20 protein-coding genes are annotated in these 25,940 nt (G+C 71.7%); 5 read left to right on the top strand and 15 right to left on the bottom strand.

Annotated features, from left to right (window positions below; translation table 11 throughout):
* Nucleotides 1–102: 102 nt before the first annotated feature.
* Entirely contained in the window at nt 103–1,923 is a 1,821-nt protein-coding gene (locus tag FFS25_RS12245; RefSeq protein ID WP_249933895.1) for an LTA synthase family protein, read from the top strand.
* Nucleotides 1,924–2,320: 397 nt separating this feature from the next.
* Here the strand turns inward: FFS25_RS12245 and FFS25_RS12250 are convergent, their stop codons facing one another.
* Nucleotides 2,321–2,503, bottom strand: a complete 183-nt coding sequence (locus tag FFS25_RS12250; protein WP_137803109.1) for a hypothetical protein — start codon at nt 2,501–2,503, stop codon at nt 2,321–2,323.
* 408 nt (nt 2,504–2,911) lie between these two features.
* On the opposite strand from FFS25_RS12250, the gene FFS25_RS12255 reads away from it, so the two are divergent.
* Nucleotides 2,912–3,745, top strand: coding sequence for a hypothetical protein (locus FFS25_RS12255; RefSeq protein ID WP_137803110.1), 834 nt, complete (start codon nt 2,912–2,914; stop codon nt 3,743–3,745).
* Here the strand turns inward: FFS25_RS12255 and FFS25_RS12260 are convergent, their stop codons facing one another.
* The 3 genes from FFS25_RS12260 to FFS25_RS12270 form a co-directional block, all read right to left on the bottom strand.
* Nucleotides 3,746–4,414, bottom strand: coding sequence for a TetR/AcrR family transcriptional regulator (locus FFS25_RS12260; protein WP_006213958.1), 669 nt, complete (start codon nt 4,412–4,414; stop codon nt 3,746–3,748).
* A gap of 140 nt (nt 4,415–4,554) precedes the next feature.
* Nucleotides 4,555–5,088: a type 1 glutamine amidotransferase domain-containing protein gene (locus FFS25_RS12265; protein ID WP_137803111.1), complete on the bottom strand. Its 534-nt coding sequence runs from the start codon at nt 5,086–5,088 to the stop codon at nt 4,555–4,557.
* 847 nt (nt 5,089–5,935) lie between these two features.
* Entirely contained in the window at nt 5,936–6,769 is an 834-nt protein-coding gene (locus FFS25_RS12270) for a hydroxymethylpyrimidine/phosphomethylpyrimidine kinase (RefSeq protein ID WP_058872026.1), read from the bottom strand.
* 240 nt (nt 6,770–7,009) lie between these two features.
* On the opposite strand from FFS25_RS12270, the gene FFS25_RS12275 reads away from it, so the two are divergent.
* Nucleotides 7,010–7,711: a queuosine precursor transporter gene (locus tag FFS25_RS12275; RefSeq protein WP_006213953.1), complete on the top strand. Its 702-nt coding sequence runs from the start codon at nt 7,010–7,012 to the stop codon at nt 7,709–7,711.
* 145 nt (nt 7,712–7,856) lie between these two features.
* On the opposite strand, the gene FFS25_RS12280 is transcribed toward FFS25_RS12275, so the two are convergent.
* The 3 genes from FFS25_RS12280 to tgt are packed head-to-tail and all read right to left on the bottom strand — an operon-like array spanning nt 7,857 to nt 10,532.
* Nucleotides 7,857–8,654 carry an MBL fold metallo-hydrolase gene (locus FFS25_RS12280; RefSeq protein WP_137803112.1) on the bottom strand — a complete coding sequence of 266 codons (798 nt, stop codon included), beginning with the start codon at nt 8,652–8,654 and terminating at the stop codon, nt 7,857–7,859.
* Entirely contained in the window at nt 8,654–9,160 is a 507-nt protein-coding gene (locus tag FFS25_RS12285) for an SRPBCC family protein (RefSeq protein ID WP_171004205.1), read from the bottom strand. Before FFS25_RS12285 ends, FFS25_RS12280 begins: the two co-directional genes overlap by 1 nt.
* Before the next feature lie 49 nt (nt 9,161–9,209).
* Nucleotides 9,210–10,532 (bottom strand): tRNA guanosine(34) transglycosylase Tgt, encoded by a 1,323-nt coding sequence (gene tgt / locus FFS25_RS12290; protein ID WP_137803114.1) that lies wholly within the window; start codon nt 10,530–10,532, stop codon nt 9,210–9,212.
* Nucleotides 10,533–10,711: 179 nt separating this feature from the next.
* Here tgt and FFS25_RS12295 point away from each other — a divergent pair, with 179 nt between their 5' ends.
* Nucleotides 10,712–11,887: an FUSC family protein gene (locus FFS25_RS12295; RefSeq protein WP_137803115.1), complete on the top strand. Its 1,176-nt coding sequence runs from the start codon at nt 10,712–10,714 to the stop codon at nt 11,885–11,887.
* A gap of 7 nt (nt 11,888–11,894) precedes the next feature.
* On the opposite strand, the gene FFS25_RS12300 is transcribed toward FFS25_RS12295, so the two are convergent.
* From FFS25_RS12300 to FFS25_RS12310, 3 genes are all read right to left on the bottom strand, one after another.
* Nucleotides 11,895–12,437: an NUDIX hydrolase family protein gene (locus tag FFS25_RS12300; protein ID WP_137803116.1), complete on the bottom strand. Its 543-nt coding sequence runs from the start codon at nt 12,435–12,437 to the stop codon at nt 11,895–11,897.
* A gap of 59 nt (nt 12,438–12,496) precedes the next feature.
* Complete coding sequence (locus tag FFS25_RS12305) at nt 12,497–13,723, bottom strand: glycoside hydrolase family 76 protein (protein WP_137803117.1); 1,227 nt, start codon at nt 13,721–13,723, stop codon at nt 12,497–12,499.
* A 118-nt stretch (nt 13,724–13,841) separates the two neighbouring features.
* The gene (locus tag FFS25_RS12310) at nt 13,842–14,771 is read right to left on the bottom strand and encodes a pseudouridine synthase (protein ID WP_137803118.1); all 930 of its coding nucleotides are present in this window, start codon (nt 14,769–14,771) and stop codon (nt 13,842–13,844) included.
* A gap of 53 nt (nt 14,772–14,824) precedes the next feature.
* Here FFS25_RS12310 and idi point away from each other — a divergent pair, with 53 nt between their 5' ends.
* Nucleotides 14,825–15,370, top strand: a complete 546-nt coding sequence (gene idi, locus FFS25_RS12315; protein ID WP_137803119.1) for an isopentenyl-diphosphate Delta-isomerase — start codon at nt 14,825–14,827, stop codon at nt 15,368–15,370.
* Between the two features lie 37 nt (nt 15,371–15,407).
* Here the strand turns inward: idi and FFS25_RS12320 are convergent, their stop codons facing one another.
* From FFS25_RS12320 to FFS25_RS12340, 5 genes are all read right to left on the bottom strand, one after another.
* Entirely contained in the window at nt 15,408–16,319 is a 912-nt protein-coding gene (locus tag FFS25_RS12320) for a DNA-formamidopyrimidine glycosylase family protein (protein ID WP_137803120.1), read from the bottom strand.
* Nucleotides 16,312–21,393: an Lhr family helicase gene (locus FFS25_RS12325; RefSeq protein ID WP_137803121.1), complete on the bottom strand. Its 5,082-nt coding sequence runs from the start codon at nt 21,391–21,393 to the stop codon at nt 16,312–16,314. Before FFS25_RS12325 ends, FFS25_RS12320 begins: the two co-directional genes overlap by 8 nt.
* Nucleotides 21,386–22,255 (bottom strand): DUF4232 domain-containing protein, encoded by an 870-nt coding sequence (locus FFS25_RS12330; RefSeq protein ID WP_137803122.1) that lies wholly within the window; start codon nt 22,253–22,255, stop codon nt 21,386–21,388. The genes FFS25_RS12325 and FFS25_RS12330 overlap by 8 nt, the downstream gene beginning before the upstream one ends.
* Nucleotides 22,256–22,411: 156 nt before the next feature.
* A complete protein-coding gene (locus tag FFS25_RS12335) occupies nt 22,412–25,303 on the bottom strand; it encodes an FAD-binding and (Fe-S)-binding domain-containing protein (protein WP_137803123.1) in 2,892 nt (963 codons plus the stop codon).
* A 16-nt stretch (nt 25,304–25,319) separates the two neighbouring features.
* A complete protein-coding gene (locus FFS25_RS12340) occupies nt 25,320–25,652 on the bottom strand; it encodes a 2Fe-2S iron-sulfur cluster-binding protein (protein ID WP_006213939.1) in 333 nt (110 codons plus the stop codon).
* Between the last annotated feature and the right edge of the window lie 288 nt (nt 25,653–25,940).

Below are 25,940 nucleotides of genomic sequence, written 5' to 3' on the forward strand. Positions count from 1 at the left end.
GGGCCTGGCGGTCAGCCCGGCCGGAATCGAGCATGAAGAAAAAGCCCCTTCGATCAGCGCTGGTGCTGATCGAAGGGGCTTCCCGTCGGCGGAGCGGTCGTGATGCTCGTGCTGTCGGCGATCTGCGCGTTCATGCTGCAGAGCTCGGCGCGTGTGGAGGACGACACCTTCGGGCACCTCGTGGAGCTGACGTCGCCGTTCGACATCCTGGTGATCTTCGTGCTGATGTCCTTCGTCTGGCTGCTGATCGGACGGTTCTGGTGGTCGGTCGGCATCGTCACCGCGGCCCTGGCGATCCTGGCGGTGGCCAGCAAGCAGAAGCTGATGATCCGGCAGGAGCCCGTGTTCCCCAGCGACATGGAGTTCGTGGGACAAGCGGGCTTCCTGCTGTCGATGGTCACGGGCCAGATGATCGCGGCGGTGGTGATCGGGCTCGTCGTGCTGGTCCTGGTGATCGTCGTGATCGGGAAGCTGATGTCCCGGTGGTTCCCGCGCCCGCGCCTGCGCCGCGCGGAGGGCGGAGTCCACAAGCGCTACTTGGGGCTGCGCATCCTGGGGGTGATCGTGACCGGTGCCCTGCTGATCCACACGGTGAGCTTCAATTCCGAATCCAACGTGTGGCGTGCGCTCTACGACACGAATGGAGAGGACTGGGGCAACTCGAGCCAGCTGTACAACTACCGCGTCCACGGCTTCGTGGGCGGGTTCCTCTACAACATGCCGACCGATCCCATGGATGAGCCCGAGGGCTACGACGAGGCCGCCATGTCCGAGGTCGCCGAGCGCTACGAGGGCCGTGCGGAGCAGATCAACGCCGACCGCGACGGTTCGCTCGAGGACACCAACGTGGTGGTCATCCTCTCCGAGTCGTTCTCCGATCCCACGCGCATGGACGGCGTCGAGCTCGACGAGGACCCGATCCCGCAGACCCGCGAGACCATGGAGGAGACCCTGTCCGGGACCATGTACTCCAACTCCTACGGCGGAGGCACCTCCACCATGGAGTTCGAGTCGATGACCGGTGAGCCCGTGGGGCTGTTCCGCCAGCAGGCGAACTCGCCGTACCAGAACTTCGTCAGCGACCTGGACGGATACCCGTCGGCTGCGGGCGCCTTCGAGGAGATGGGCCACGTCTCCGTGGCGATCCACCCCTACAACCTGCACATGTACAAGCGCCCGGCGGTCTACGAGAACTTCGGCTTCGACCGGGTGATCAACGAGGACAATATCCAGGAGGAAGACCACCTGGGGCGCAGCCCGTACATCAGCGACGCCTCGGCCTTCGACGAGGTGCTCCACCAGATGGACACCACCGACGAGCCCGTGTTCACGAACCTGGTGACCATGCAGAACCACGGTCCGTACTTCGACTTCTACGACGACCCGATCGGGGTCGAGGTCGCCGACGGCTCGGACACCGGTCAGCTGAGCCAGTACGCCCGCGGCCTGCACAACACCGACGACGCGATGGCCGAGTTCCTGCAGCAGCTGCGCGAGGGGGACGAGAAGACGATCGTGGTCTTCTACGGCGATCACCTTCCCGGCGTCTACTCGGATGAGCTGCGCGCGCAGAACGACCCGGAGACCAGCCTGCAGACCCCGTACTACGTGTGGAACAGCGAGACGGATCAGACCTCCGAGGGCACCGTGACCACCCCGGCCATGTTCCTGCCCAAGATCTACGAGGTCGCCGACGCCCCCGTCACGCCCTACCTGGCGCTGCTCGACGACGTGAACGGCTCCATGCCGGTGATCCAGCGCGAGCGCATGCTGGACCCGCAGGGCGAGCAGCTGGATCCCGAGAACCTGGACGAGACGCGAGCGGACCTGCTCCAGGACCTGAAGCTCGTGCAGTACGACTTCTCGATCGGCGAGAGGTACGTGGTGGATGAGATGTGGCCGGGGGCCGTCCAGCGGGAGTGAGGGACGGTTCCGCTGGCGGATGATCGGCATCGGGGTGGGGCCTCTTCGGGTCACATTGCCGTCGGATCGGGTGAGGGGCCTGTCTCCCCAGGTCAGAGGCTTTTAGGATCCGTCGGGCTCTGTCCAGCCCATTCCCAGCCACGGGCCGGCGTCCTTGCCCGGACGAGGAAGGGGCCCTCCCCCACGCCCACGAACCGACTTCGCGCACGCCATCCGGCCGAGCCTCGCACCCGTCCGCTGCTCCCGGAGGTGCGCAGACTCGCAGCGCTCGCCGCGGCGGCGCTCTCGTGGGTGCGGTCGACTCCGTCGTGGTGGACCCGATCACCGCCTCCGGGAACCTGCCCGCCGGCTCCTGCAACCTGGCCGACATGCGCGCCGCCAACCCCGGAGTGAAGTTCTACGCATATCTGGACATCGGCGGCATGTCGAACGCCTCGTCGTGGACCAGGGAGCCCTTCCACAGCACCTGCGTCTCGCTGAACCGCGACGGGGCGAGCCACACGGTCAAGCCGAACAACGGCAGGGTCGCCGTGGACTGCAGCGGCAATGCGGTGTACCCGGGCTTCTCCTTCCTGCGCATGGCCAGTCTCTCCAGCGCCTACAACGTTTCGTGCGCGGATCGCGCCGCGGACATCGTGACCACGGACTCCGTGCGCGGCACGACCGGCGCGGCGCCCACGCAGTTCGACGGCGTGCTCCTGGACGACATGGCGATGTCCCCGGCGCAGGGCCAGAACATGCGCGACAGCGGACTACCCGAACCAGCAGGCGCTGGCGCTGCGCCTGGGCCAGTCTCGGGACCTGAACTGGATCTTCCGCGAGTCCACGATCGGCGGCTCGAACGGCGCGCCACTGGGGCCCTGGTACCTGACCAAGCAGAACGGGGCACTGATGAACCGAGTGGCCGCTGCCGGCACCCCGCTGATGTCCCGGGAATCCGGCAGCCACGTGCAGACGGCGGTCTCCGAACTGGAAGGGCCTGTATGCCGTGGGCGACACGCAGTTCGCCTACGACCGACACGTGCACTCCCGCAAGCTCAACGACGGCCGCTGGGTGCGGATCAACTTCCTGAAACTACGGCGTCACGGTCAATGGGCACTGCATCCCGCCGCGCACCGGTGTGCTGACGCGCTGAGCCGCGTCGTCCGTCCACGGCCTGAGCCGGCCTTCTGGCGGCAGATCCCGGTCCTGGGCATCGAACTAGGTGCCCAGGGCCGGGATCTGCTGCTGTTCGGGAACTGTTCGGGCTTCGCCGCAGGCCTCCAAGCGGCGGTGCTGCGCTCGCAGCCTCCCGTGAGTCGGTGCCTCGTGAAGAGCCGAGGCGACGGGAGAGGAGCAGAGGGAACGGCGAGCGCTTTGGAGTGGAAGTGCCTGGTCAGCGGAAAGCTGGAGAGCCTGGATCTGCAGCTGCGGCTGCCTCACGACGGGGATGTCGTGGTGAGGAGGGGCGCTGCCGGCATGCCCTCCGTCGTGGTCGCCTCGCCCGCTCTGGCGGACGGGCGGCAGCTCGTGGGGCATATCCAGGCCGAGGCTCGAGGGGGCGTGCAGCCTCCCGAGCTCGGCTACTTCCTGGGGATCTCCGTCCCGGCCGACGACGAGAACTTCCCGGAGCCCTCGACGGAGCTCGGCGCGCGGAAGCTGCCGCTGGCCGAGAGGTACCTGCCCGATGATCTGCAGTGGCTGGCCAAGGGCTATACGGATGGCTGGGGCCTGGGCATCCGCTCGCAGAAGCGCGCACTGGAACGTGCCGCGGAGCTGGCGGCGCCCTTCGTCAGGCTCCTGAGCGAGTGGTACCGGGTCGAGACCGTCCAGGTGGGCTGATCAGCCGGCCAGGCTCAGAGCGGGGGCCGGCTCGCTCAGGCGGACGGGGGAGCCCTCGTCGTCGAAGCGGGCACCCAGCCCACGCAGGATGAAGGTGACCGTGGCGCGGACGTGGCGCTCGTGGGCGGCGCGGTCCTCCTCCGAGTTGGCCTCCCGGTCGGCCGTGGAGGCCAGGGAGCCGTGGACCAGGCGGCCCATCTCCGGAAGGTCGCCGTCCGGCAGCCAGCCGTCGGCGACGGCCTCGCGGAGGATGTCGATGAGCACGAGTCGCAGCGAGCCCACGTGGGCGCCGAGCTTCTGGAAGTCCTCCGGGGAGAGCACCGTGCGCATGGCCGGCCCCGGGGGGATGTGACGGCGCGAGAGGTCGTCGAGCTGGGCGCGGACGTACACGCCGAGCTTGTCCACGGGATTCTCGACCAGGGCGAGCTCGGCGTGCAGCTCGCGCATGAAGCGATCGGTCTCGTCCATGGTGAAGGCGATGAGCAGCTCGCCCATGTCCGCGAAGTAGTTGTAGACGGCGGTGCGGCCGATGCCGGCGTTGCGGGCCACATGGGTCATGGTGAGCCCGGTCAGGCCCTGCTGGTACAGCAGCTGGCCGAAGGACTCGAGGATGGCGTGCTTGGTGTGCTCGCGTTGCTCGGCGTTGGTGGCCGCTTGGATCTTGGGCATGCTGACACCTTACTGCCAGATGTCGCCAAAAGGCCCCTGAGTGAGGCGAGACTTACTTGGAATCTCCTGAGCATGAGCTGACAGTGAGGCGCCCCGCCTGCTCCGAGCGGAGCGGGCGGGGCGCAGTGCTGCGCGAAGGCTCAGGACAGGGCCCGGGCGATCTCGCGGTTGAAGGCCTCCAGGTCTTCGGGGCTGCGCGAGGTGATGAGGTTGCCATCGACGACGACCTCCTCGTCGACCCAGTCGGCCCCGGCGTTCTTGAGGTCCACCTGGGTGGATGCGAACGAGGTCAGGCGGCGGCCCTTCGCCACCCCCGCCTGGGCCAGGGTCCACGGGGCGTGGCAGATCGCGGCCACGGGCTTGTCCGCGGCGAAGAACGCCTTGACCAGCTCCACCGAGTCCTCGTCCAGACGGAGGGCATCGGAGTTGAGGGTGCCGCCGGGCAGCACCAGCATGTCGAAGTCCTCGACCCGCGCCTGGCCGACCGGGAGGTCGACGTCGAACGTGTCGCCGTGGTCCCAGTCGCTCTGCATGGCCTGGAGGGTGCCCTCCGAGGGCGAGATGAGCGTGGTGGTCGCACCGGCCTCGTCGAGGGCCTGGCGGGGGCTGGTCAGCTCGATCTGCTCCACGCCGCGGGTCAGCAGGAAGGCTACCTTCTTGTCGGAGACTGCCATGTCGTGCTCCTTTCATTCAGGTTTGTGCGCGGAGACGGATTCTTCCGTTCCGCGTCACCTCCCATAACCCCCAGTCTGCGGAGCGTATTCCTGGTGAGGAGTGCCGGGCTGCGGGCAGGAGGCTCACGGCCGCCAGTGCGATCACCCCGGAGATCAGCTTGTCCGCCACGGAGGTGAAGAGGCTGCCCGTCAGCGCTGCGCCGAGGGGCGGCAGGCCTCGGGCTTCGAAGTCGGCGGCCAATCCGTCCGTGGTGTGGCCCGTGTGCGCGTCGAAGAAGATCTGCGGCAGGTGGAGTCTGCGCAGCGGAGGCCTGCTCCGAGTTCTCCTCGGACGACAGCGGGGAGGTGGCCTGCTCTGGGCCTGAATCGGCGGCGGCAGGGGCCTCTGGCGGCGAGGCCGGCTGCTGGGTCTCGCTGCTCGGCGGCAGTTCGGGCTCCTGGCGGGGTCGTGCCCTGCGGGCCCGACGATCCCACGCGGCACCCTGGTGCTCATCCTCTTCCAGGGCCGCGGCGATCTCCCCGACCAGCGACGCGTCCAGCCGGGTGCGGCCCATGCGGAAGGCGTCGTACGCGGTCGTGCGCGCGACTCGGGCGGACGACGTCGTCGATCGACTCGCGAGGCGCGGGGCCTGTTGTCGGATCCATTGCGCCTCCTCGCCTCGATCTGCGTCCGCCGTCCAGGACCTTCTGATCCTCAGTCGGGTTCGCATCGGGATTCCGGAGCTCATGACCCCGCGGAAGGGTCCGGGAGCTGCTCCGAGGCGAAAGCCGGCCCCGCACTGCATCGACTGCAGTGCGGGGCCGCGATCGTCATATGTCCTGAATGGAATGTGTGGGGCGCTGCTGCTCAGGCGCGCTCGGCGGCCAGCCCGCCCTGCCACAGGGAGTCGAACGGGGCGTGGGAGCTCACGCGCTGGCGGATGCCGGCCGAGACGAACTCCTTGGCGGCCTGGGCCGCCTCCAGCGGGGACACGCCCTTGGCCAGCTCGGCGGTGATCGCCGCGGCCAGGGTGCAGCCGGCTCCGGCGACGGCGACGTCGCCGACCTTCGGCGAGGACAGGACCTCGGTCGTGGTGCCGTCGTAGAACACGTCCACGGCGTCCGGACCCTCCAGGCGCACGCCGCCCTTGGCGAGCACGGCGGCCCCGGAACGCTCGTGGATGCGCTTGGCGGCCTCCTCCAGCTGCTCGACGGTCGTGATGTCGTCCATTCCGGACAGCGAGATCGACTCGAAGTGGTTGGGCGTCACGAACGTGGCCTTCGGCAGGATCTGGGCGGTCAGCGCCTTGTCCGTGTCGAGTGCGGCACCGGGCTCCTGGCCCTTGCAGATCAGCACCGGGTCCAGGACCAGGTGCGGGGTCTTCAGGGACTCGAGGGCCTGGGCGACGACGTCGATGGTCTGCGGCGAGCCGAGCATGCCGATCTTGACGGCGCTGAGGTCGTAGGCCGAGGAGGCGGCGTCGAGCTGATCGGCGATCACCTGCGGATCCACCGGGGAGAAGCGGTGGCCCCAGTCGTTGCTGGGGTCGAAGGACACGATGCAGGTCAGCGCCAGCGAGCCGAAGACGCCGAGCTCCTGGAAGGTCTTGAGATCCGCCTGGGCGCCGGCGCCGCCGGTGGCCTCGTTGCCTGCGATCGTGAGCGCGAACGGGGGAGTCTGAGCAGCGGGTGCAGAAGTCATGGCTCGATTCTGCTCCTGCTGGGCGGGTGGCACCAACATGGCCGTCGTGGGCGGTCATCGCGGCCTGTATCCTGGCGCGGTCGAGACGGTTCGACGCGCTGGGTGGCAGGCAGCGCGTCCGTCGGACCTGCGCAGCCCCAGGCTCCTGCAGGTCGTGCCGCGCTCGGATCCACGCGCGACGGAGACGGCATCAGCCCGCTCCGCTCGGCGCTGACCACCCCTCCCCAGGAGCCCTGCCGCATGACCAGCGACCCCCGCACGCCGTCGTCGTCCCCGATGACCGCGGCCCAGTACGCCCGCCGCCCCCGCAGCCTGTTCGACCTGTTCGTGGCCGCGACCGCCGTGATCCTGGTGCTGTCCAACATCGGCGCCACCAAGGGCGTGCAGATCGGCCCCATCATCACCGACGGCGGCTTCTTCCTCTTCCCGCTGGCCTACGTGGTGGGCGATGTGGTCTCCGAGGTCTGGGGCTTCCGCGCAGCGCGGCGCTCCACGCTGATGGCCTTCGCCGCCGGCGCCTTCGCGAGCCTGTGCTTCTGGATCATCATCGCGCTGCCGGCCGCACCGTTCTACGAGGGCCAGGAGGCCTTCGCGCAGACCCTGGGCCCGGTGCCGCTGATCGTCCTGGCCTCCCTGCTGGGCTTCCTGGTGGGGCAGCTGCTCAACGCGTACGTGCTGGTCAAGGTCAAGCAGCGCACCCGGGAGCGGCACCTGTGGGCGCGGCTGATGGCCTCCACGCTGGTCGGCGAGCTCGTGGACACGATCATCTTCTGCGCCATCGCCGCCCCCGTGATCGGCATCGAGACGCCGGGGCAGTTCCTGAACTACGTGCTCGTCGGCTACGTCTGGAAGTGCCTGATCGAGGTCGTCATGCTCCCGGTCACCTACGCCGTGGTGGCGCGCGTCAAGAAGATCGAGGACTACGGAGCCGTGACCGCCTGAGGCCTGCTGGCTCCTCGCTGTGCCTTCCGGAATCGAGTGGCCTCTGCGGGTGCGTCTGGCGCGCTGAGCGCACACGCAGACGCCACTCGATGGCCACGGCGGCTCGCCATCGCACGCAGAGGCCGCTCGACGACGACGGCGGGGTTCAGTCCCGCTGCAGATGCGCCAGCTGAGCCTCGATCGAGCGGCGGGCCGCGGGGCGGACCTGGGCGGGGACCTCCGGGTAGATGCGCTCGGCGAGCTCGTCGGCGGAGACCCCCTGGGCTGTCGCGCCCATGGACTCGAGGGCTGCGCGGACCTCGTCCAGGCGCTCCAGCCGATGGTCGCGCAGCTCCCGGCAGGTCTTGGCCAGATCCGGCAGCGGCTCACCATGGGCGGGAAGACCCAGGCCACCGGCGGCCTCCAGCCTGTCGAGCGAGGCCAGGTAGTCGCCCAGCGTCCCGTCCGGATGATCGAGCATGGTGGTGCCGCGGCCCAGGACGGTGTCGCCCGTGAGGATGGGGGCGATCGCGGCACCATCGGTCAGCGCGGCGTCGTCGAGGATCCGGAAGCTCAGGGAGTCGGAGGTGTGCCCCGGCGTGGCCAGCACCTCGATCGAGACCCCGGCGGCGGTGAGGCGCTCGCCGTCGCGCAGCGGCTGCCCATGGCGGCAGTGCTCCGGCAGCGCGGCCCGCACGGGCGCTGCGGTCAGCTCGCGCAGGGAATCGATCGCCTCGGTGTGATCATTGTGGCGGTGCGTGATCAGCACCAGCTCCACGGGCCCCGCCGCGGCGAGAGCCTGCACGTGCTCCGGCAGGTCGGGGCCGGGATCCACCACGACGACGCCGTCGGAGCCCGGCGCGCGCAGCAGCAGGCTGTTCGTGCCCTCGAGCGTCATGGGCCCGGGGTTCTCGGCGCGCAGCACGGAGACCAGGCGGGTCAGCCGACGGATCTGAGGGGTCATCAGGACTCCCGGGAATCCAGCAGCGCGCGCAGTCGATCGAGCGAGGAGTCCCAGGCGCCCTTGGCGGTCGCGTGGACCTCCTTCGGCAGCGGCCCCTGCAGCAGCTCGATCCGGGTCCCGCCGTCGACGGGCACGAGCTCGATGCGCAGCAGGATCAGATGCTCGGTGGGCTCGCCATCGGGCCCCGGCAGCGCCTCCTGGATCTCGAGCATCTCCTCCGGCACGATCGCCGCGTGCCGGCCGTGGGAGGGGGCGCCCCTCTGGGGGTCGTCGTCCATGACCATGGCGAAGCGGCGGATGCCGCCCGGCCGCGGATCCAGCTCGAGGGACTCGGGGTGGACGCTCCAGCCCTGCGGCCCGTACCAGTGCGGCAGCAGCTCGGGGTCCATGAGGGCCTGGTAGATCCGCGACGACGGGTGCGGCAGGACCCTATGCAGGCGCCAGCGCTGCTCGGCGGGGACGCGATCCAGGTCGGAGCTGGGGCGGTCGCTGGGGTTCTCGGTCATCTGTGCCTCCTTGTGGCTCACGTGCTCGGGTCGCAGGCGTGGGCGCGGCTCACGGGTGGTCGCCGCTGTAGTAGTCGGCCAGGGTCGCGTCCCGGTAGGCCAGGTAGGACCCGTCCTCCATGGCCTCGCGTGCGCGGTCCACCAGCCGGACGGTGAAGCGCTCATTGTGGATCGAGGCCAGCGTGGCCGCCACCCGCTCCTTGGCCTTGAACAGGTGGTGGATGTAGGCGCGGGTGTAGTGCGCGCAGGTGTAGCAGTCGCAGTCCTCGTCGATCGGGCGGAAGTCCCGCTTGAAGCGCGCCGCCGGGAGGTTGAACCGGCCCTTGGGGTGATAGCAGGCCCCGGTGCGGGCCACGCGGGTGGGCGAGACGCAGTCGAACGTGTCCGCTCCGGCCTCCAGCGCCACGAAGATGTCGTCCGGCTCGGAGATCCCCAGCAGATGGCGCGGCCGGTCCTCGGGCAGCTCCTCGGCGCACCAGCCGACGATCGTGCCGAGGTTCTTCTTCTCCAGGGCCCCGCCGATGCCGTAGCCGTCGAAGTCCATGGCTCCCAGGTCGCGGCTGGCCTGTCGGCGCAGGTCCTCGTACTGGGCGCCCTGGATCACGCCGAACAGCGCCTGGTATGGCCGGTGCTGCCGAGTCCTGGTGAGGCGGTCGTGCTCCTCGAGGCAGCGCAGCGCCCACAGCCGGGTCCGCTCGAGGGCGCGCTCCTGGTAGCCGCGGGAGTTGTGCAGGGTGGTCAGCTCGTCGAAGGCGAACATGATGTCCGCGCCGATCCCGTGCTGGACCTGCATGGAGACCTCAGGGGTGAACCGGTGCTTGTCGCCGTTGAGGTGCGAGATGAACGTGACGCCGTCGTCGTCCACGTTCGCCAGGCGCTCCTTGCCCTCGGCCACGTCGTCATCGCCCACGGGGCCCTTGGGGGAGGGGCCGTCCATGTCGATCACCTTCTTGAACCCGGAGCCCAGGGACATGACCTGGAAGCCGCCGGAGTCGGTGAAGGTGGGGCCGTCCCAGTTCATGAAGCGGCCGAGCCCGCCGGCCTCGTCGAGCAGATCGTGACCAGGGCGCAGGTACAGGTGGTAGGCATTGGCCAGCAGCGCCTGCGCGCCGAGCTCCTTCATGGCCTCCGGCAGCACGGCCTTGACGGTCGCGGCGGTGGCCACGGGGATGAAGGCGGGCGTGCGGATGGTGCCGTGCGGTGTGGTGATCTCCCCGGTGCGGCCCAGCCACGGGGGCTCGGGGTCGCCGTGCGGATCGGTCCGCGGGGGCTGGGCGACGGTCTCGGTCAGCCGAGTGCGCACCCGGAAGGAGAAGCTGTCCCGCCCGGAGAGCGGGTGGGGCTTGGGCGCGGGGGTCTGCTCGGAGTCCATCCGTCCATTGTCCCCGATGCAGCGGCCCGAGCCGGTCCACCCGGGGCGGGGCTAGCATCGACTGCGGCCCTCAAGCCTCATCGCATCCCCTCCCGCCGCTCGAGCGCGGATGCCCCAGTCCCTCATCGGAGCGCTTCCCGCCCAGGGCAGCCCCGACTCTTCCGCAGGAAGGAGCCCGCGTGTCCGGATCGTCCGCCGTCCGCCAGCTGTTCGAGGTGGGCCCCTCCCGCCGGGACCACGTGCCTGCGGTGCGCATCGCCCTGGCCGTGGGGATCCCTCTCGTGCTGCTGATGCTCCTGGGGCGCCCGGACCTGGCGATCTACGCGGCCTTCGGCGCCTTCACCTCGATCTACGCCCGGCACGAGCCGCTGCGCCAGCGCCTGGGCCATGAGCTGCAGGCGGGCGCGCTGGTCACGGTCTCGGTGGCCATCGGCGCGCTGCTGTCCTGGTTCGGCGCGCCGGAGCCCCTGGTCCTGGGCATCACCTCCGTGGTCGCCGCGATCGGCGCGGTGCTGGCCGCGGCCTGGAACCTCAAGCCCGCCGGGTCGGTGTTCTTCATCTTTGCCACCGGCGCGATCGGCTCCCTGGGGCCCGGTGCCGTGGCGCACCCGCTGCTGGCGATCGCGATCGCAGCCGGCTCCGCCGCCTTCTCCGTCCTGCTGGCGTGGATCTGGTCCCTGGTGGGCGAGGGGCGCGAGGGGAAGTCACCGCCCCCGGCGCCGGTGGTGCGCCTGACCCGCGGCCAGCTGGCCGCGCACGGCGGGCGCTTCCTGGTAGCCACGGGACTGGCCGCCGTGGTGGCGCTGATCGTCTCCCAGGCCGCCGGGCTCAGCCACGTCTACTGGGCGCAGGTGGCCGCCGCCGCTCCGATCGCGGCGCCCACGCACCTGGCGCGGCTGCAGCGCGGCGTCCACCGCATGGTCGGCACGCTGGGCGGCGTGGGCGTGACCGCGTTCGTGCTGGCCTTCGATCTGGGCCCGTGGCAGATGCTGGTCCTGGTGATCCTCTTCCAGCTGCTCGCCGAGCTGTTCGTGGGCCGCAACTACTCGCTGGCACTGCTGTTCATCACGCCGCTGGCGCTGCTGATGACGCAGCTGGCGCATCCGGTCCCGGCCGCGCCGCTGCTGCAGGCCCGCGCGGTGGAGACCGTGCTGGGCGCGCTGTGCGGCATGGTCGTGATCTACTTCTGGCGCAACAGCGAGGAGCGCCGAGCAGACACGCAGGCCATGCCGCGGATCATCGCCGCCTCGCAGGCGGACCGCCGCGGCGGCCCGGCGGACGCGGACCTCGACGGCGCGGCTGCGGGTGAGGACGACGACGGGCACAGCGCTCCCTCGCAGGACCGCTCGCGCTGAAGGCCGCTCAGCGGCCCCAGCCGACGTGCGCCAGGGCCTGCTCGATCAGCCGGCCCCGGCCGCCGGCGAACTCCGCCTGGATGTCGGCGCTGAGCGCCTCCTCGGGGGTGACCCAGGACAGCTGCAGCGCGTCTTCGCGCGGCTGGCACTCGCCGCGCACGGGCACCACGTAGTTCAGCGCGACCGCGTGCTGGCGGTTGTCCGTGAAGCCCGTCTCCGACGGATGCGGGAAGTACTCGGTGACCGCGAAGGGGACGGTCGAGGGCGGGACCATGGGCATGACCAGCGGCCCGAGATCCTTCTCCAGGTGCCGCAGCAGCGCCCCGCGGATCGTCTCGCGGTACAGGACGCGACCCGAGACCACGGCGCGCTCCAGCTCGCCGACATCATTGGGCTGCAGCAGCAGGCCCACCTCCGAGACGCAGCCCACGGGATCCAGCTGCACGGGGATCGCCTGGACGTAGACGATCGGCAGGCGGGCACGGGCCTCGCGGAGGTCTTCCTCGGACAGCCAGCCGGGATTCGGGTCCGGTGTGCGTACGGAGCTCATGGGATCTGTCTACCTCAGCCGTCGGGTCTCGTGGTGGGTCGGTGCCGGGGTTTCCGCGATCAGCGGAGGCTGCGCTCCAGGCGGGCCGCGGCCTCCAGGATCATCCAGGACTGGATCTGCGTGGACAGATCCACCGGGGCGCCCACGCGCTGGGTCTGATCCGCGTCCTTGAGGGGGTCGGAGGAGAAGATCGCGCGCACGCGCCGGGGCTCCGGGCGGGCGTTGGGGTCGTGGGGGTCCATGCCGGGATCGAACTCGCGACGGCCGTCCCAGAGGGCGTCGGCGGTGTCGAGCACCAGGCGCCGTGCGGTGAGACGGGAGGCCTCGGGCAGCTGGGGGTCCTCGGCGGCCTCCGCCAGGTTCCGCACGAGGATGCCGGTGAACAGCCCGCCGTCGCCGGTGCCGTGCGTGGACAGGCTCCGACGCCGCCGACCGGCAGCACTGGTGGAGTCGCGCCCGAAGTGCGATTCGGCGCCGGCGATGATCTGTCCCGCCCACTCCAGCCAGGACCGAGCCCGATCCCGGGGCACGACGGCGGCGTGCTCCAGGCATGCCGCCAGCACGGGGCCGGAGTTGTAGGAGTAGACGGCGTCGTCGCGCTGCGTGGTCTCCTGGCCGGAGCCGGCGGCCAGCAGCTTGATCCCGTCCCAGAACACGCCGCGCTGGGCGTCCCAGAGGTTCTCGCGCAGCCAGCTCAGCAGCCGTTCGGCGGAGTCGTCGGAGGCGGTGCGCGCAGCGATCAGGGCCGCCGGGCCCGTGGTCGCGGCATTCTTGTAGGTGCGCTCGCGGCTCCAGAACATGCCGCCGCCGAGGTCGTCGGTGTGCGCCGAGCGGATCTGGGACAGCAGGAGGCTCCCGGCCCGCAGGACGTCGCCGGAGGAAGCGCCGCAGACCTGATCGAGCTGGCGCAGGCGGCCCAGCGCCAGCATGAGCCAGGACATGTCGTCGAAGAAGCTGTTGATCACGACCGACCCGCCCGAGCGCACGGCGATGCCGCGCAGCAGCTGATGTGCGCGCTTGCGCAGCGGCTCCGGGTCCCCTCCCGAGGAGGCCTCCCGCAGGGCGGCATCCACGAGGGCGTCGAGCAGGTGCGCCTGCCACCAGTAATGCCAGGTCAGGTTGGTCCGCGACGGCGCCGGGAAGGTGATCGCAGCCAGCCAGGTCCCGGGGATGCCGAGGGCCCGCTGCCCGAACAGCTCCTGCACCGAGCGGGCGGCCAGAGCTGCGCGCACGGCGCGGTCGTCGACGGCATCGGCGAGGATCGAGGCGGCGGGGTCGTGGCTCATGGCTCTCCTGTGCGTGGGGGTCGTGCGATGCCGTCGGAAGCGCTGCGGGCTGTCGCGGACGGCTGGGACTCAGCCTAGCGATCCGCCCCGACGCCGCCCCGCGATCTCTGAGGCGGCATCAGCGGGGGAGGGTCTCCAGGCGGCGACGGCTCCTCAGCTCCAGGGCCTGCCCGGTCACCGGGTGGGTGAGTCGCAGGGTGCGCGCGAGCAGCTGGAGCGGACGCGAGACGTCGCCCGGCTCCCGGGGAAGCACCTGCGGGTAGAGCGGATCCCAGCGGATGGGCGTCCCGAGCGCTGCCAGGTGGACCCGCAGCTGGTGGGTCTGCCCGGTCAAGGGGTGCAGGCGCAGGTGGGCCCAGCGGCCGTCGTCGTCCTCGAAGGCGCTCAGCGGATCGAGGTGCGTCACGGCATTGGGCTCGCCGGGGACCTCGGCGGCCTGCAGGACCCCGCGCTGCTTGAGCAGCCGGCTGCTGCGCCGATCCGGCAGGTCCTCGAGCACCAGACGGCCCAGGCGGGCTACCGCTTCGTACGACTTCTCGGTGCGACGGTCCTGGAACTGGCGCTGCACGGCCCCGCGCGCCCGGGGATCGCGGATCAGCAGCAGCACGCCGGCGGTGTCCCGGTCCAGGCGATGCGCCGGAACCAGGTCGTCTTCGCCGCGGCGGCGACGCAGCACGCTCAGCGCCGTCTGCGCGATGAACCCTCCCCGCGGTGTCGACGGCAGCCCGTGCGGCTTGTCGACCGCCAGCAGCCATTCGTCCTCGTAGAGGACCGGCAAGTCATGGGGCAGCTCGGGCTCCACCGGCAGCTCGCGGTGGTACCAGACCCGCTGACCGGCGCACGGGGCGTCGGCTGGCAGCGGGGCGCCGCGGTCGTCGACGATCTCGCCGTCCGACAGCAGCCGCTCGAGCCGCGCGCGCGAGGCGGGGAAGCGCGCCAGGAGGTGCTCGCCCGCCGTGCAGGTGCGGTCGTCCGGGAGCCGGACCGAGACCGGATCGATGCCATCGCGCGGGGAGAGCGGTCTGGGACGTGCGCGGCGGCGGGACATGGGGGCATCCTGGCAGACTCGGGGCAACGACGACGTGAGGAAGTGCGATCACCATGACCACCCCCAGGCGGCCCGAGCAGGTCGTGCTGCTGGACCCCGCGCGCCTGCCGATCGGCACGGCGCTGAAGTCCGAGGTCCACACCGCGGACACCCCTCTGCACCTGGCCTTCTCCTGCTGGGTCCTGGACGACGACGGGCGGGTGCTGCTCACCCGTCGTGCCCTGAGCAAGCGGACCTGGCCGGGGGTGTGGACGAACAGCTTCTGCGGCCACCCGGGACCGGGCGAATCCATGGCTGCGGCGCTGCGCCGCCGGGCCGAGCAGGAGCTGGGACTCGAGCTGGCCGAGCTGCGGGAGGTCGTGCCGGAGTTCGCCTACTGGGCGCGCGATGCCTCGGGCGTGGTCGAGAACGAGTTCTGCCCGGTGTGGACCGCCCGGGCCGAGTCCTCGCCCGTGCCGAATCCCGAGGAGGTCGCGGAGTCCCTCTGGGTCGATCCCGCCGAGCTGCTGCGGGCCAGCCGGGCCGTGCCGCAGCTGCTGAGCCCCTGGCTCAACGAGGAGCTCTCCCAGCCCGGGCTGCTCGCCGCCCTCGACTGCTGAGGAGCCCAGCCCGGGCTGGATCTCGGCTGTCCGGGTCTCAGCGCTGGCAGCGCGGGCAGAGGTAGAAGGGGCGCTCGCGGGCCGGCGCCTGCAGGCCGGTGCGGGGATCGCGCTGACCGGCGGCATCGTCCCAGGTCCGCTTGAGGATCGGCGTCCCGCAGCGTCGGCACGGCCTGCGCTCACGGCCGTAGACCCACAGCTGCCTGCCGGGCCGCGGATCGCCCGTGGTGACTCGGGGGCCGCTGTCGCGGTTGCGCAGCAGCAGCTCGTGCGCATCCTCGACGATCGCCTGCAGATCCGGAACATCGGCCACGGGCGTCTGCGGAGCCAGGCGGTGCAGGAACAGCAGCTCGCAGCGGTAGATGCTGCCGATCCCTGCCAGTCTCGACTGATCCATGAGCGCTGCGGCGATCGGGCGATCGGGGCGCTCCAGCAGACGGCGCACCGCCTCCTGCAGGTGCTGCGCGGACCACTGCGGTGCCAGGAGGTCCGGGCCCAGGTGCCCCACGAGCCGGTCCTCCTGCTCCCGGGCCACGATCATGAGCTGCTGGACGGAGGACGCGGTGGCCCGGGTCCCCGCGGTCTCGAGCACGGCACGGATCGTGTGCTTCGGCCGGGCGCGGCGCTGCGATCGCGCGCTCGAGGCGCCGGGCCGACGGCGGCCGGGGGAGTCCGATCCCGCCGCGAGAGGGTCGAGGTCCTCGATCTCCCATCGGCCCTCCATCATCAGATGCGAGTGCAGCGTGACCGCGCGGGCACCGGTGCTCGGATCGGGCCCGATGCGGATCAGCAGGTGCTTGCCGCGCGAGACCGCCTCCTGGACGGTGCGCCCGGACAGATCGACGGTGGCCAGCGCGGGGACCCGGAGGTCGCTGCGGAGCAGCTGCCGCCCCGCCAGCCCGGAGTGCAGGGCAGCGGCCGCGCGCCAGACGGAATCCCCCTCAGGCACGGCGGATCCGCAGGCCCTTGGGCGTGGTCGAGAACCCGGCGGCGACCAGGGACTCGCGCACCGCGGTCTCGAGCGCGCCGTGCCCGAGGGCGGGTATGCCGTTGACGCGCTCGACCGTGAGCTTCTCGGCGGCCCCTGCGCGCACGACGTCGGCGATCGGCGGGCCGATCATCCGCAGACGCTCGGGGTCGTCGTCGAAGACCAGGGCGGTGCGCCCGCCGCGCTCCAGGTAGAGCACCGGATCGCCGTCCACGAGCGCGAGGATCGACCCCGCCTTGCGTCCCGGCCGGTGCCGCGCCGCCGTGGTGGACTCGGTGCTGTCGTGCGAGTCGATCGTCTCCGGCCAGGGCAGCGTGGCGCCGTACGGGTTCGCAGGGTCGGTCGCGGCCAGCGCCAGCACGACGGGTTCGCGAGGCTCGGTGCGCGCCTGCTCGTCGTCGGCGAAGCCGCGCAGCCGATCCACGGTGCCCGACTGCGCGAACTGCGCGGCCCCCAGACCCTCGATGAAGTAGCCGCGCCGTGCGTGACCGGCCTCCTCGACGGCAGCCAGGACCTTGTACACGGCGGAGAACCCGCCTGCGATGTCCTCGGCCTCCACCGCTCCGCGGGTCACCACGCCGTAGCGGTCCAGCAGCAGCTCGGCCGAGGCGCTCGCGCGCAGCGTGGGCTCGAGCGGCTCGGGGTCCAGCAGCGACCACCGCCCGGACAGCCCGGTGGGATCGCCCGCCTCCGCGGGCCCTGGGGTGCGCTCGGATGACGGCCGCGACAGCGCCGCGTCCCGGGCCCGCAGTCGGGCTGCTCCGCGTCTGCCTGCGGTGCGTCCTCGTGGGGTGCGCGGCTTCTGCCGGTGAGCGGCGGAGCCGCCCGCGACCAGGGAGCGCACCGGGGCGAACGTGTCATTGGTGACCAGCCCGGCCCACACGAGCTCCCACAGGGCGCGGGTGAGGGCAGGCATGTCCAGCCCGGGGATCTGCGAACGATCGTTCTGCTCGAGCACGCCGCTGCGCAGCTGGTGGCCGAACCGCGCGCCGCCATCGCCCATGACGGCCAGCAGCGCGGCCTGGACGGCGTCGTCGATCCCGGCGGCGCGGGCGCGCAGATCCGCTCGCGGAGGCAGGCTGAGCTGCTGCGACTCGGCCAGGTGGAGACTGATCCAGCCGTCGTCGCCGGCCAGCGAGCCCGCCCCGGACCACACGATCTCCCCGGAGGCCAGCAGCTCGTCGAGCAGCTCAGGCCGGTAGTCCTCGAGGCGCTGACGGAGCACGAGCGGCTCCAGCGCCGAGGCCGGCACCGCCACCCCCGCGAGCTGATCCACGACGCTGAGCAGGCCGTCCGCCCCGCGCAGGCGATGCCCCGGCCCGACCGACTGCCACGAGGGCAGGAAGCGGGCGTAGACCTCCGGGGCCACCGGCTCGACCTGCTGGCGCAGCGCGGCCAGCGAGCGTCGCCGGATCCGGTGCAGCACGTCCTTGTCGCACCATTCTGAGCGCGGCCCGGGGTTGTGTTCCTCCTGCCGGTCGGGGCGGAACTCGCCCTCCAGGACTCGGCGCGCAGCGCTCAGGCGCTCGAGGGCCCCGGCGACGACGGCCGGGCCCAGGCCGGTGCCCCGGGAGGCCTCGGCCACGGTGAACGGCCCGTGCGTGCGGGCGAAGCGCGCCACGAGGTCCTCGACCGGATTCTCGACCGGCTCCAGGAAGCTGACCGGCACCCCGTGCGGGATCGGCGTGCCCAGTGCGTCGCGCAGCCGGGCGGCATCCTCGACCGCGGCGAGCACCTGCTGCCCCTCGCGCAGCAGCCAGAAGGCGCGACGCCTGCGCACCAGCTCCTCCGCCCACGCAGAGGCCTGCTCGGGGCTCACGCGCTGATCGGAGGGGTCCTGCGAGCCGGCGCAGGAGGCGTCCTCCTCCGTCGTGCTCGAGTCCGTGGGGCTGGCGGCGCCAGTCGGGCTGGCGACGCCGGCGCGGCCTGCCGATTCGGAGCGCAGCCGAGCCGCTGCCTCCTCGAGGCCCAGCGGCCCGAGCAACCGCAGCAGATCGGCCAGCCCCTCCATGCCCAGCAGGCGCCGGGAGGGGGCCAGGTGCTGCAGCTGGGCCTCAGTCTGGGCGATGACCTCGGCGTCGAGCAGCTCGCGCAGCTGGGCCCGGCCCAGCAGCTCGGAGAGCAGGGCGGTGTCCAGGGAGAGGATCGCGGCCTTGCGCTCGGCCAGCGGGGAGTCGCCCTCGTAGATGAACTGCCCCAGGTAGCCGAAGAGCAGGGTGCGGGCGAAGGGCGAGGGCGTCTCGGTGGTCACCTCGACCATGCGCAGCGCGCGGCGGTCGATCTGGCGGTGCAGCTCCTGCAGAGCGGGGAGGTCGTAGACATCCTGGAGGCACTCGCGCACCGTCTCGAGCACGATCGGGAACTGGGGGTGCTTGCGAGCGACGTCGAGCAGCTGGGCGGAGCGCTGGCGCTGCTGCCACAGCGGCGTGCGACGTCCCGGATCCCGGCGCGGCAGCAGCAGCGCGCGGGCCGCGCACTCGCGGAAGCGGGAGGCGAACAGCGCCGAGGAGCCGACTCGCTCGGTCACGATCTGCTCGAGCTCCTCCGGGTCGAAGAGGAACAGCTCGGCACCCGGCGGCTGGTCGTCGGTGGCCGGCAGTCGCAGGACGATGCCGTCATCGGAGGCCTGCGCGGAGCTGTCCAGACCCCAGCGCTCCTCGAGCCGCGCCCCGACGGCCAGCGCCCACGGCGCGTGCACGGGCAGCCCGTAGGGGGAGTGCAGGACCACGCGCCAGTCCCCGAGCTCGTCGTGGAAGCGCTCGAGTATCAGCGTGCGGTCCGAGGGCACATGCCCGACGGCCTCGCGCATCTCCGTGAGGTAGCGGTGGAGGTTGTCCTGCGCCCAGGTGTCCAGGCCGTCGGCGGCCAGCCGCTCGCGCAGCGCGGCCTCCGCAGCACCCGAGGCCTCGCGCAGGAAGCGGCCCTGCGCTCGACCGAGCTCGACGGGCCGGCCGATGCCGTCGCCGTGCCAGAACGGCAGCTTGCCCGCCTGCCCCGGTGCCGGGGTGACGAGCACTCGGTCATGGGTGATCTCCGCGATCCGCCACGACGAGGCGCCCAGGGCGATCACATCGCCGGTGCGGGACTCGTAGACCATCTCCTCGTCGAGCTCGCCCACCCGCTTGGGCGAGGAATCGTCCTGCCCGGCCAGGTGCACAGGGAACAGTCCGCGGTCGGGGATCGTGCCGCCCGAGGTCACGGCCAGGCGCTGGGCCCCGGGGCGGCCGGTGAGCGTGCCCTCGTCCCGGTCCCAGACCACGCGCGGGCGCAGCTCCGCGAACTCGTCCGACGGGTAGCGCCCGGAGACCAGATCCAGCACCGAGTCGAACGCGCTGCGCGGCAGTCCCAGGAACGGCGCGGCTCGGCGCACGGTGTCCCACCAGTCCTCGACGGGCACGGTCTCGGTGGCGCACACCGCGATCGTCTGCTGAGCCAGGATGTCCAGCGGATTCGACGGGATGTGCAGCGGCTCGACCCGCCCGGCCAGCATCTGCTCCACGGTCACAGCCGCGTCCAGCAGATCGCCGCGGTGCTTGGGGAACATCCGCCCGATCGAGATCTCGCCGACCTGGTGGCCGGCGCGGCCCACGCGCTGCAGCCCCGAGGCCGCGGACGGCGGGGACTCGATCTGCACCACCAGGTCCACGAGCCCCATGTCGATGCCGAGCTCGAGCGAGCTGGTGGCCACCACGCAGCGCAGGACGCCGGACTTGAGGTCCTCCTCGATCAGGGCGCGCTGATCCTTGGAGACCGAGCCGTGGTGGGCTCGGGCCAGCAGGGGCGCTGCGCCTTCGTAGCGGTTGTGCTGCCGCTCGATCCCGCTGGGTTGGGTCGCCTGGCCGTCATCATCCGGTGCGTGCTCCAGCCGGAACGCGTGGATCTCGTTGAGGCGGGCGGTGAGCTTCTCGGCCAGGCCTCGGGAGTTGGCGAAGACGATCGTGGAGCGATGCGCCTCGACCAGATCGACCACCCGCTCCTCCACGTGCGGCCAGATGGAGGCGACGTTCGCCGGCTCGTCGGCGTCGTAGTCGGACTCCAGCAGCGAGCTCGACGCGGCGGGACCGCCCAGCACCGTCATGTCCGGGATGGGCACGCTGATCTCCAGGTCCCAGCGCTTGGTCGACTCCGGGCGCACGACGGCCACCGGCTCCCGCCCGCCCAGGAAGCGCGTGACCGTCTCGACCGGGTCGACGGTGGCCGAGAGCCCGATGCGCTGGGCCGGGCGCTCGAGAAGGTCGTCCAGGCGCTCGAGCGACACCGACAGATGCGCGCCGCGCTTGGTGCCTGCCACGGCGTGGACCTCATCCAGGATCACGGTCTCCACACCGCGCAGGGACTCGCGGGCCTTGGACGTGAGCATCAGGTACAGCGATTCGGGCGTGGTGATCAGGATGTCCGGAGGCGAGGCCAGCAGGGCGCGCCGCACCGCCTGCGGGGTGTCCCCGGAGCGTACGCCGGTGGAGATCTCGGGCGGCTCGAGCCCCATCCGGCGCGCCGTCTGGGTGATCCCGATCAGGGGCGAGCGCAGATTGCGTTCCACATCCACGCCCAGCGCCTTGAGCGGGGAGATGTACAGGACGCGCGTGGTGGCCCTGCGCTTGGACGAGGCGCTCGAGGCCTTCTTGCGCAGGTCGGATCCGGAACGATCGTTCGCAGCAGCAGCTTCGGAGGACGCTTCGGCTGAGGCTGCTGAGGCAGCCGGCGCACCTGGGGCGGCTGAGCCGGAGCGGGGCCCAGCGGGCTGCGGCACGGCCGTTTGCGAGATCAGCCGGTCGATCGCCCAGAGGAAGGCGGCCAGGGTCTTGCCGGATCCGGTGGGAGCGACCACGAGGGCGTGCTCGCCTCCGGCGATGGCCTTCCACGCGCCCTCCTGGGCGGCGGTGGGCGTGGAGAAGGCGCCCGTGAACCAGTCGCGGGCAGCCGGCGAGAACGCCTCGAGCGACGAGCCCGGCGCGGGGCGTCCGTCCGAGGGCTCCCCGTCTGCGGGGAGCCCGCGGACCTGGGCAGGTGCTGCGTGCTCGGAGGGCTCAGGCACCGAAGCCCTTCACCTGCAGCTGCCCGATCTTGGGGTTGCCGCAGGCCTGAGTCGAATGAGCGATGCTCAGCGCCTCCGTGCTGCCCGGCGGGTAGACGACCAGCGCGGAGGTCTCGTGCGGGTTGCAGACCTGGCCGTAGGAGCCCGCTCCGGTCTCCCGCAGACCCGCCGAGGCCGACTGGCCCGGTGCCACGGTCACGGCAGCGCCCGCCTCCGGTGCGCGCGAGGCCGGGATGCCGACGGGCTGTCCCGCGGCATCCGCGTAGGAGACGCCCGGGTAGCCGGACAGGACGCAGGGCTGCGAGCCCGTGTTGGTGAGGACCAGCTGGTAGTGCACGGAGCCCATGCCGGCATCCACCGGCTGCAGCGACCCCGCCAGGGAGGAGGCATCGCACACGCCGGCGGGTGCGGCCTGAGCTGCCGCCCCCTCCTGACCGGCCGAGGGCGCGGCTGCGGTGCCCTGCTGCCCGGCCGACGGATCGGTGCTCTCCTGCGCCGGCGCCTGTGCGGCAGAGCCGTCAGCGGCGGCCGCGGAATCCGGGGCCTCGTCGGCTGGAGCCTCCTGGGCGGGCTGCTCTGCAGCGGCTTCCCCTGCGGCGGCATCGGCGGACTCGTCAGCAGCCGGCTCCGAGACATCCGCCGAGGCGGAGACCGGATCCGAGGACTCGGCGGCCGAGGCCGAGGAGTCGGAGGGGGACGCGGAGGACGTGGGCTCGGCAGAGGCCGAGGCGCTCCGCGAGGCCGAGCCGGACGAGCTGTCGGTGCTGTCCTGGTCCTCCCCCGAGCCGCCGCAGGCGCTCAGGGCGATCACCGCGGCCAGGGAGAGCGCGCTGAAGGCGAGGGGGCGGGTGCGAGTCGACATTGGGGCCTCCTGCTGAGGTGTCGCGGGTCCGAGCCGACGTGGTCCGGGCCTCTATGGAGCAATCGTAGGCCGGGCCCCGACAGCACAGCGGCGGTCTCGAGGGTCGTGGCCATGCCGATGCCGCGGCTCGTGGCCGCAGCGATCCCGCCAGCCGGCTCAGCGGGCCTCGGGCAGCGCCGAGCGCATGACCTCGGCCAGGGTCCGGCCGGAGGCGTCGGTGCCCTCGCGGATCTGGGTGCGGCAGGAGAAGCCGTCGGCCACCACGAGGGGATCGGGCCCGGCCGCGCGGATCTTGGGGAACAGCTCGCGCTCCCCGAGCGTGCGGGAGACCTCCAGGTGACCCGGTTCGAACCCGTAGTTCCCGGCCAGACCGCAGCAGCCGCCGCCGACCATGTCCACGTCCACGTCCAGGCGCTGCAGGACCTCGAGCTCGGCGTCGTAGCCGATCATCGACTTCTGGTGGCAGTGCACTTGGCACACGGCCTCGCGCGCGGCGCCGTCGTGCTCCAGGGACTCGAATGGCCACTCCCCGCCCTCGGCGAGGTGGCGCGCGGTGAACTGCCCCAGGGTCAGGGTGCGCCCAGCGAGATCGGCGGCCCGGGGGTCATCGGGCAGCAGCTCGGTGATCTCGTCCTGGAGCATCACGGTGCAGGACGGCTCGAGCCCGATCACGGGATAGCCGGCCTCCAGCAGCGGCTCCATGACGCCCAGGGTGCGGGCGACCTCGCGCTTGAGAGCCTCGAGCTGGCCGGTCGAGTGCCAGGTCATGCCGCAGCACACGTTCCCTGCGGGCATCAGCACGCGGTAGCCCAGGGCCTCCAGGACCTCGACGGCGGCCTTGCCGGGCCCGTCGTCCATGAAGTTCGTCCAGGAGTCCGGCCACAGCACGACCGACGGGCGCCCGTCCGGGTCCTCGCCGGGCCGTGAGGAGAACCAGCGGGTCAGCGGCCGGTCGGCGAAGCGGATCATCTCGCGCTGGGACTCCACGCCGCCCAGGCGCATGACCGCCTTCTGCAGCGGCTGCACCTTCATGGCCGCGTTGACCAGCGACGGCGCCCCGGGCACCGCGTTCATCAGCCGCGCCAGCACGGGCAGCCAGCCCATGGTCAGGTGCGCCATGGGGCGGCGGCGACGGCCCACGAAGCTGCGGATGCCCTCGCCGTAGTGATGGTGCAGGAACTCGGACTTGTAGGTGGCCACGTCCACATTGACCGGGCACTCGGCCACGCAGGCCTTGCAGGACAGGCAGCCGTCGAGGGCCTCGAGGGTCTCCTCGGCCTTCCAGCCGTCCTTGAGGTGCTCCCCGCGCAGCATCTCCGCCAGGGAGCGCATGCGCCCGCGGGTCGAGTGGACCTCGTCCCGGGTGGCCTGGAACGACGGGCACATGGCGCCGACATCCGAGCGGCAGGCGCCCACGCCCACGCATCGATTGACCGCGCCTGCGAACGAGCCGTTGTCGTGGCTGAAGGCGTGCACGGGCTTCAGGTCGAAGGTGCGCGCCCCGGGGCCGGGGCGGATCCCCTGGTCGATCGGCTCGGGGTCCACGAGCACGCCGGGGTTGAAGAATCCTGCGGGATCGAACGCGCGCTTGAAGGCGGCGAAGGCCCGCAGGGCCTCGGGGGAGTAGATGATGCCCAGCAGCTCGGAGCGGGCCCGGCCGTCGCCGTGCTCGCCGGAGACCGAGCCGCCGTAGTGCCGCACGAGCTGCGAGGCCCGCTCGATGAACTCGCGGTAGCGGGCCACCCCGGCCTCGGTGCTGAAGTCGAACGAGATGCGGATGTGCACGCAGCCCTCGCCGAAGTGCCCGAACGGGATGCCGCGCAGCTCGAGCTCGTCGAGCAGCGCATACAGATCGCGCAGGTAGTCGCCGAGGTTCTCGGGCGGCACGGCGGAGTCCTCCCAGCCGGGCCAGGCCTCGCCGCCGTCCGGCAGGCGGGTGACGATCCCTGCCGAGGCCTCGCGGATCCGCCACAGGCTGCGGGTGCGCGCAGGATCCACCACGACGACGGCCCCCTGGACCTCGGCGCGGCCCGAGGACTCCACGATCCCCTCGAGCTGCTGGGCGCGGGCCTGGGCCGCCTCCACGGTCTCGCCGCCGACCTCGCAGTACAGCCAGCCCCCGCCCGGGGGCAGCTCGGATCCGGCGGTCTCGTTGCCGGGGCGCGAGCGCAGGGCGTCCAGCAGGTCGCCGCCCATGCCCTCGATCGTGGTCACGCCGCGCACGCGCAGCGCCGGGGCGGCGTGGGCCGCGGCGATCGCGTCCGCGAAGCTGAGCACTGCCAGGGCGGTGGCCGCCGGCCTGCGCACGAGCTTCACGGTCATCCGCGTGATGATCCCGCACGTGCCCTCGGTGCCGGCGAAGGCCTTGGCGACGTCGAAGCCGTTCTCCTCGAGCAGGTAGTGCAGGCCGTAGCCCGAGACCTGGCGGGGGAACTGGCCGAGCTCGGTGCGCAGCATGGCGCGGTGCTCATCGCGCAGCGCGCTCAGGGCGCGGGTCAGGGCGGTCCCTGAGGTCCCGCCGGCGCGCAGCTCGACCTCTCGGCCGTCGGCCAGCATGACGGTCACCGCCACGAGGTTCTCGGCCGCCGTTCCCCATGCCACCGAATGCGATCCGCAGGCGTTGTTGCCGACCATCCCGCCCACGGTGCAGCGCGCGTGCGTGGAGGGGTCCGGCCCGTAGGTCAGCCCGTGCTCGGCCGCCGCGGCGCGGAGGTCGTCGCAGATCACACCGGGCTCGATATCCGCGGTCTCGGCCTGCGGATCGATCGACAGGACCCGGTTGAAGTGCCGGGAGGTGTCGATGACCAGGCCGTCGCCGATCGAGTTGCCGGCCACGGAGGTGCCGCCGCCTCGGCTGATCACGGACCAGCCGCGCTCATGGGCCAGCGCCAGCAGATCGCGGATCTGCTCGACCGTGCGCGGCTCCGCCACGGCGGCGGGGAGGCGACGGTAGATCGAGGCATCCGAGACGTAGGCGGCGCGGGTCGTGAGGTCCTCGCGCAGCAGGCTCGCCGCGCGAGCCAGCTGATCCTCCGGGGCAGTGGTCATAGTGAGGGCCTCCCGCTCACCACTCCGGGGCGATGGTGATCTCGGCACCCTCGAGCGACTCGGACCACTCGACCTGGCAGGTCAGGCGGGAGTCGTCGTGGCGGGTGTCGTCGAGCATGTCCAGCAGGTCCTCCTCCTCATCTCCGATGGGGGAGTTCTCCTGCGTGGTCTCGAACGCTCCGTCCAGGTAGCAGTGGCACGTGGAGCACGAGGCGTTGCCGCCGCAGGTGGCGAGGATGGGGAACTTGTGGCGCGTGAGCGCCTCCATCAGGGACTCGTGGGACTTCCACTCGACACCCTCGGTGCGGGCGCCCTCGCGGTCGGTCACGTTCACGGTGATGCTGCTCAAGGCTCTTCTCCTGGCGGCACGACGGGCCGCGTCGATCTCTGGGACGGGGCTCCAGTCTAGGCCCGGCGCCGACACCTCGGAGGCCGCGGGCCGGTGCGGGCAGGAAATGCCTGAAGGGCCCTGCTTCCCCGAGAGCTCGGGGAAGCAGGGCCCTTCAGCTCTGCGCGGTGGCGGAGGTGTCCTGCGTCACGACATCGTTGACGCCCCTGACCACCACGTTTCCGCATGAGCGTTGACCGATGAGTCCCGACACCGTTGACAGATCCCCACCACTGATCGTTGACCGGT

The sequence above is a fragment of the Kocuria sp. 2SI genome (assembly GCF_005502825.1).
GTDB lineage: Bacteria > Actinomycetota > Actinomycetes > Actinomycetales > Micrococcaceae > Kocuria > Kocuria palustris.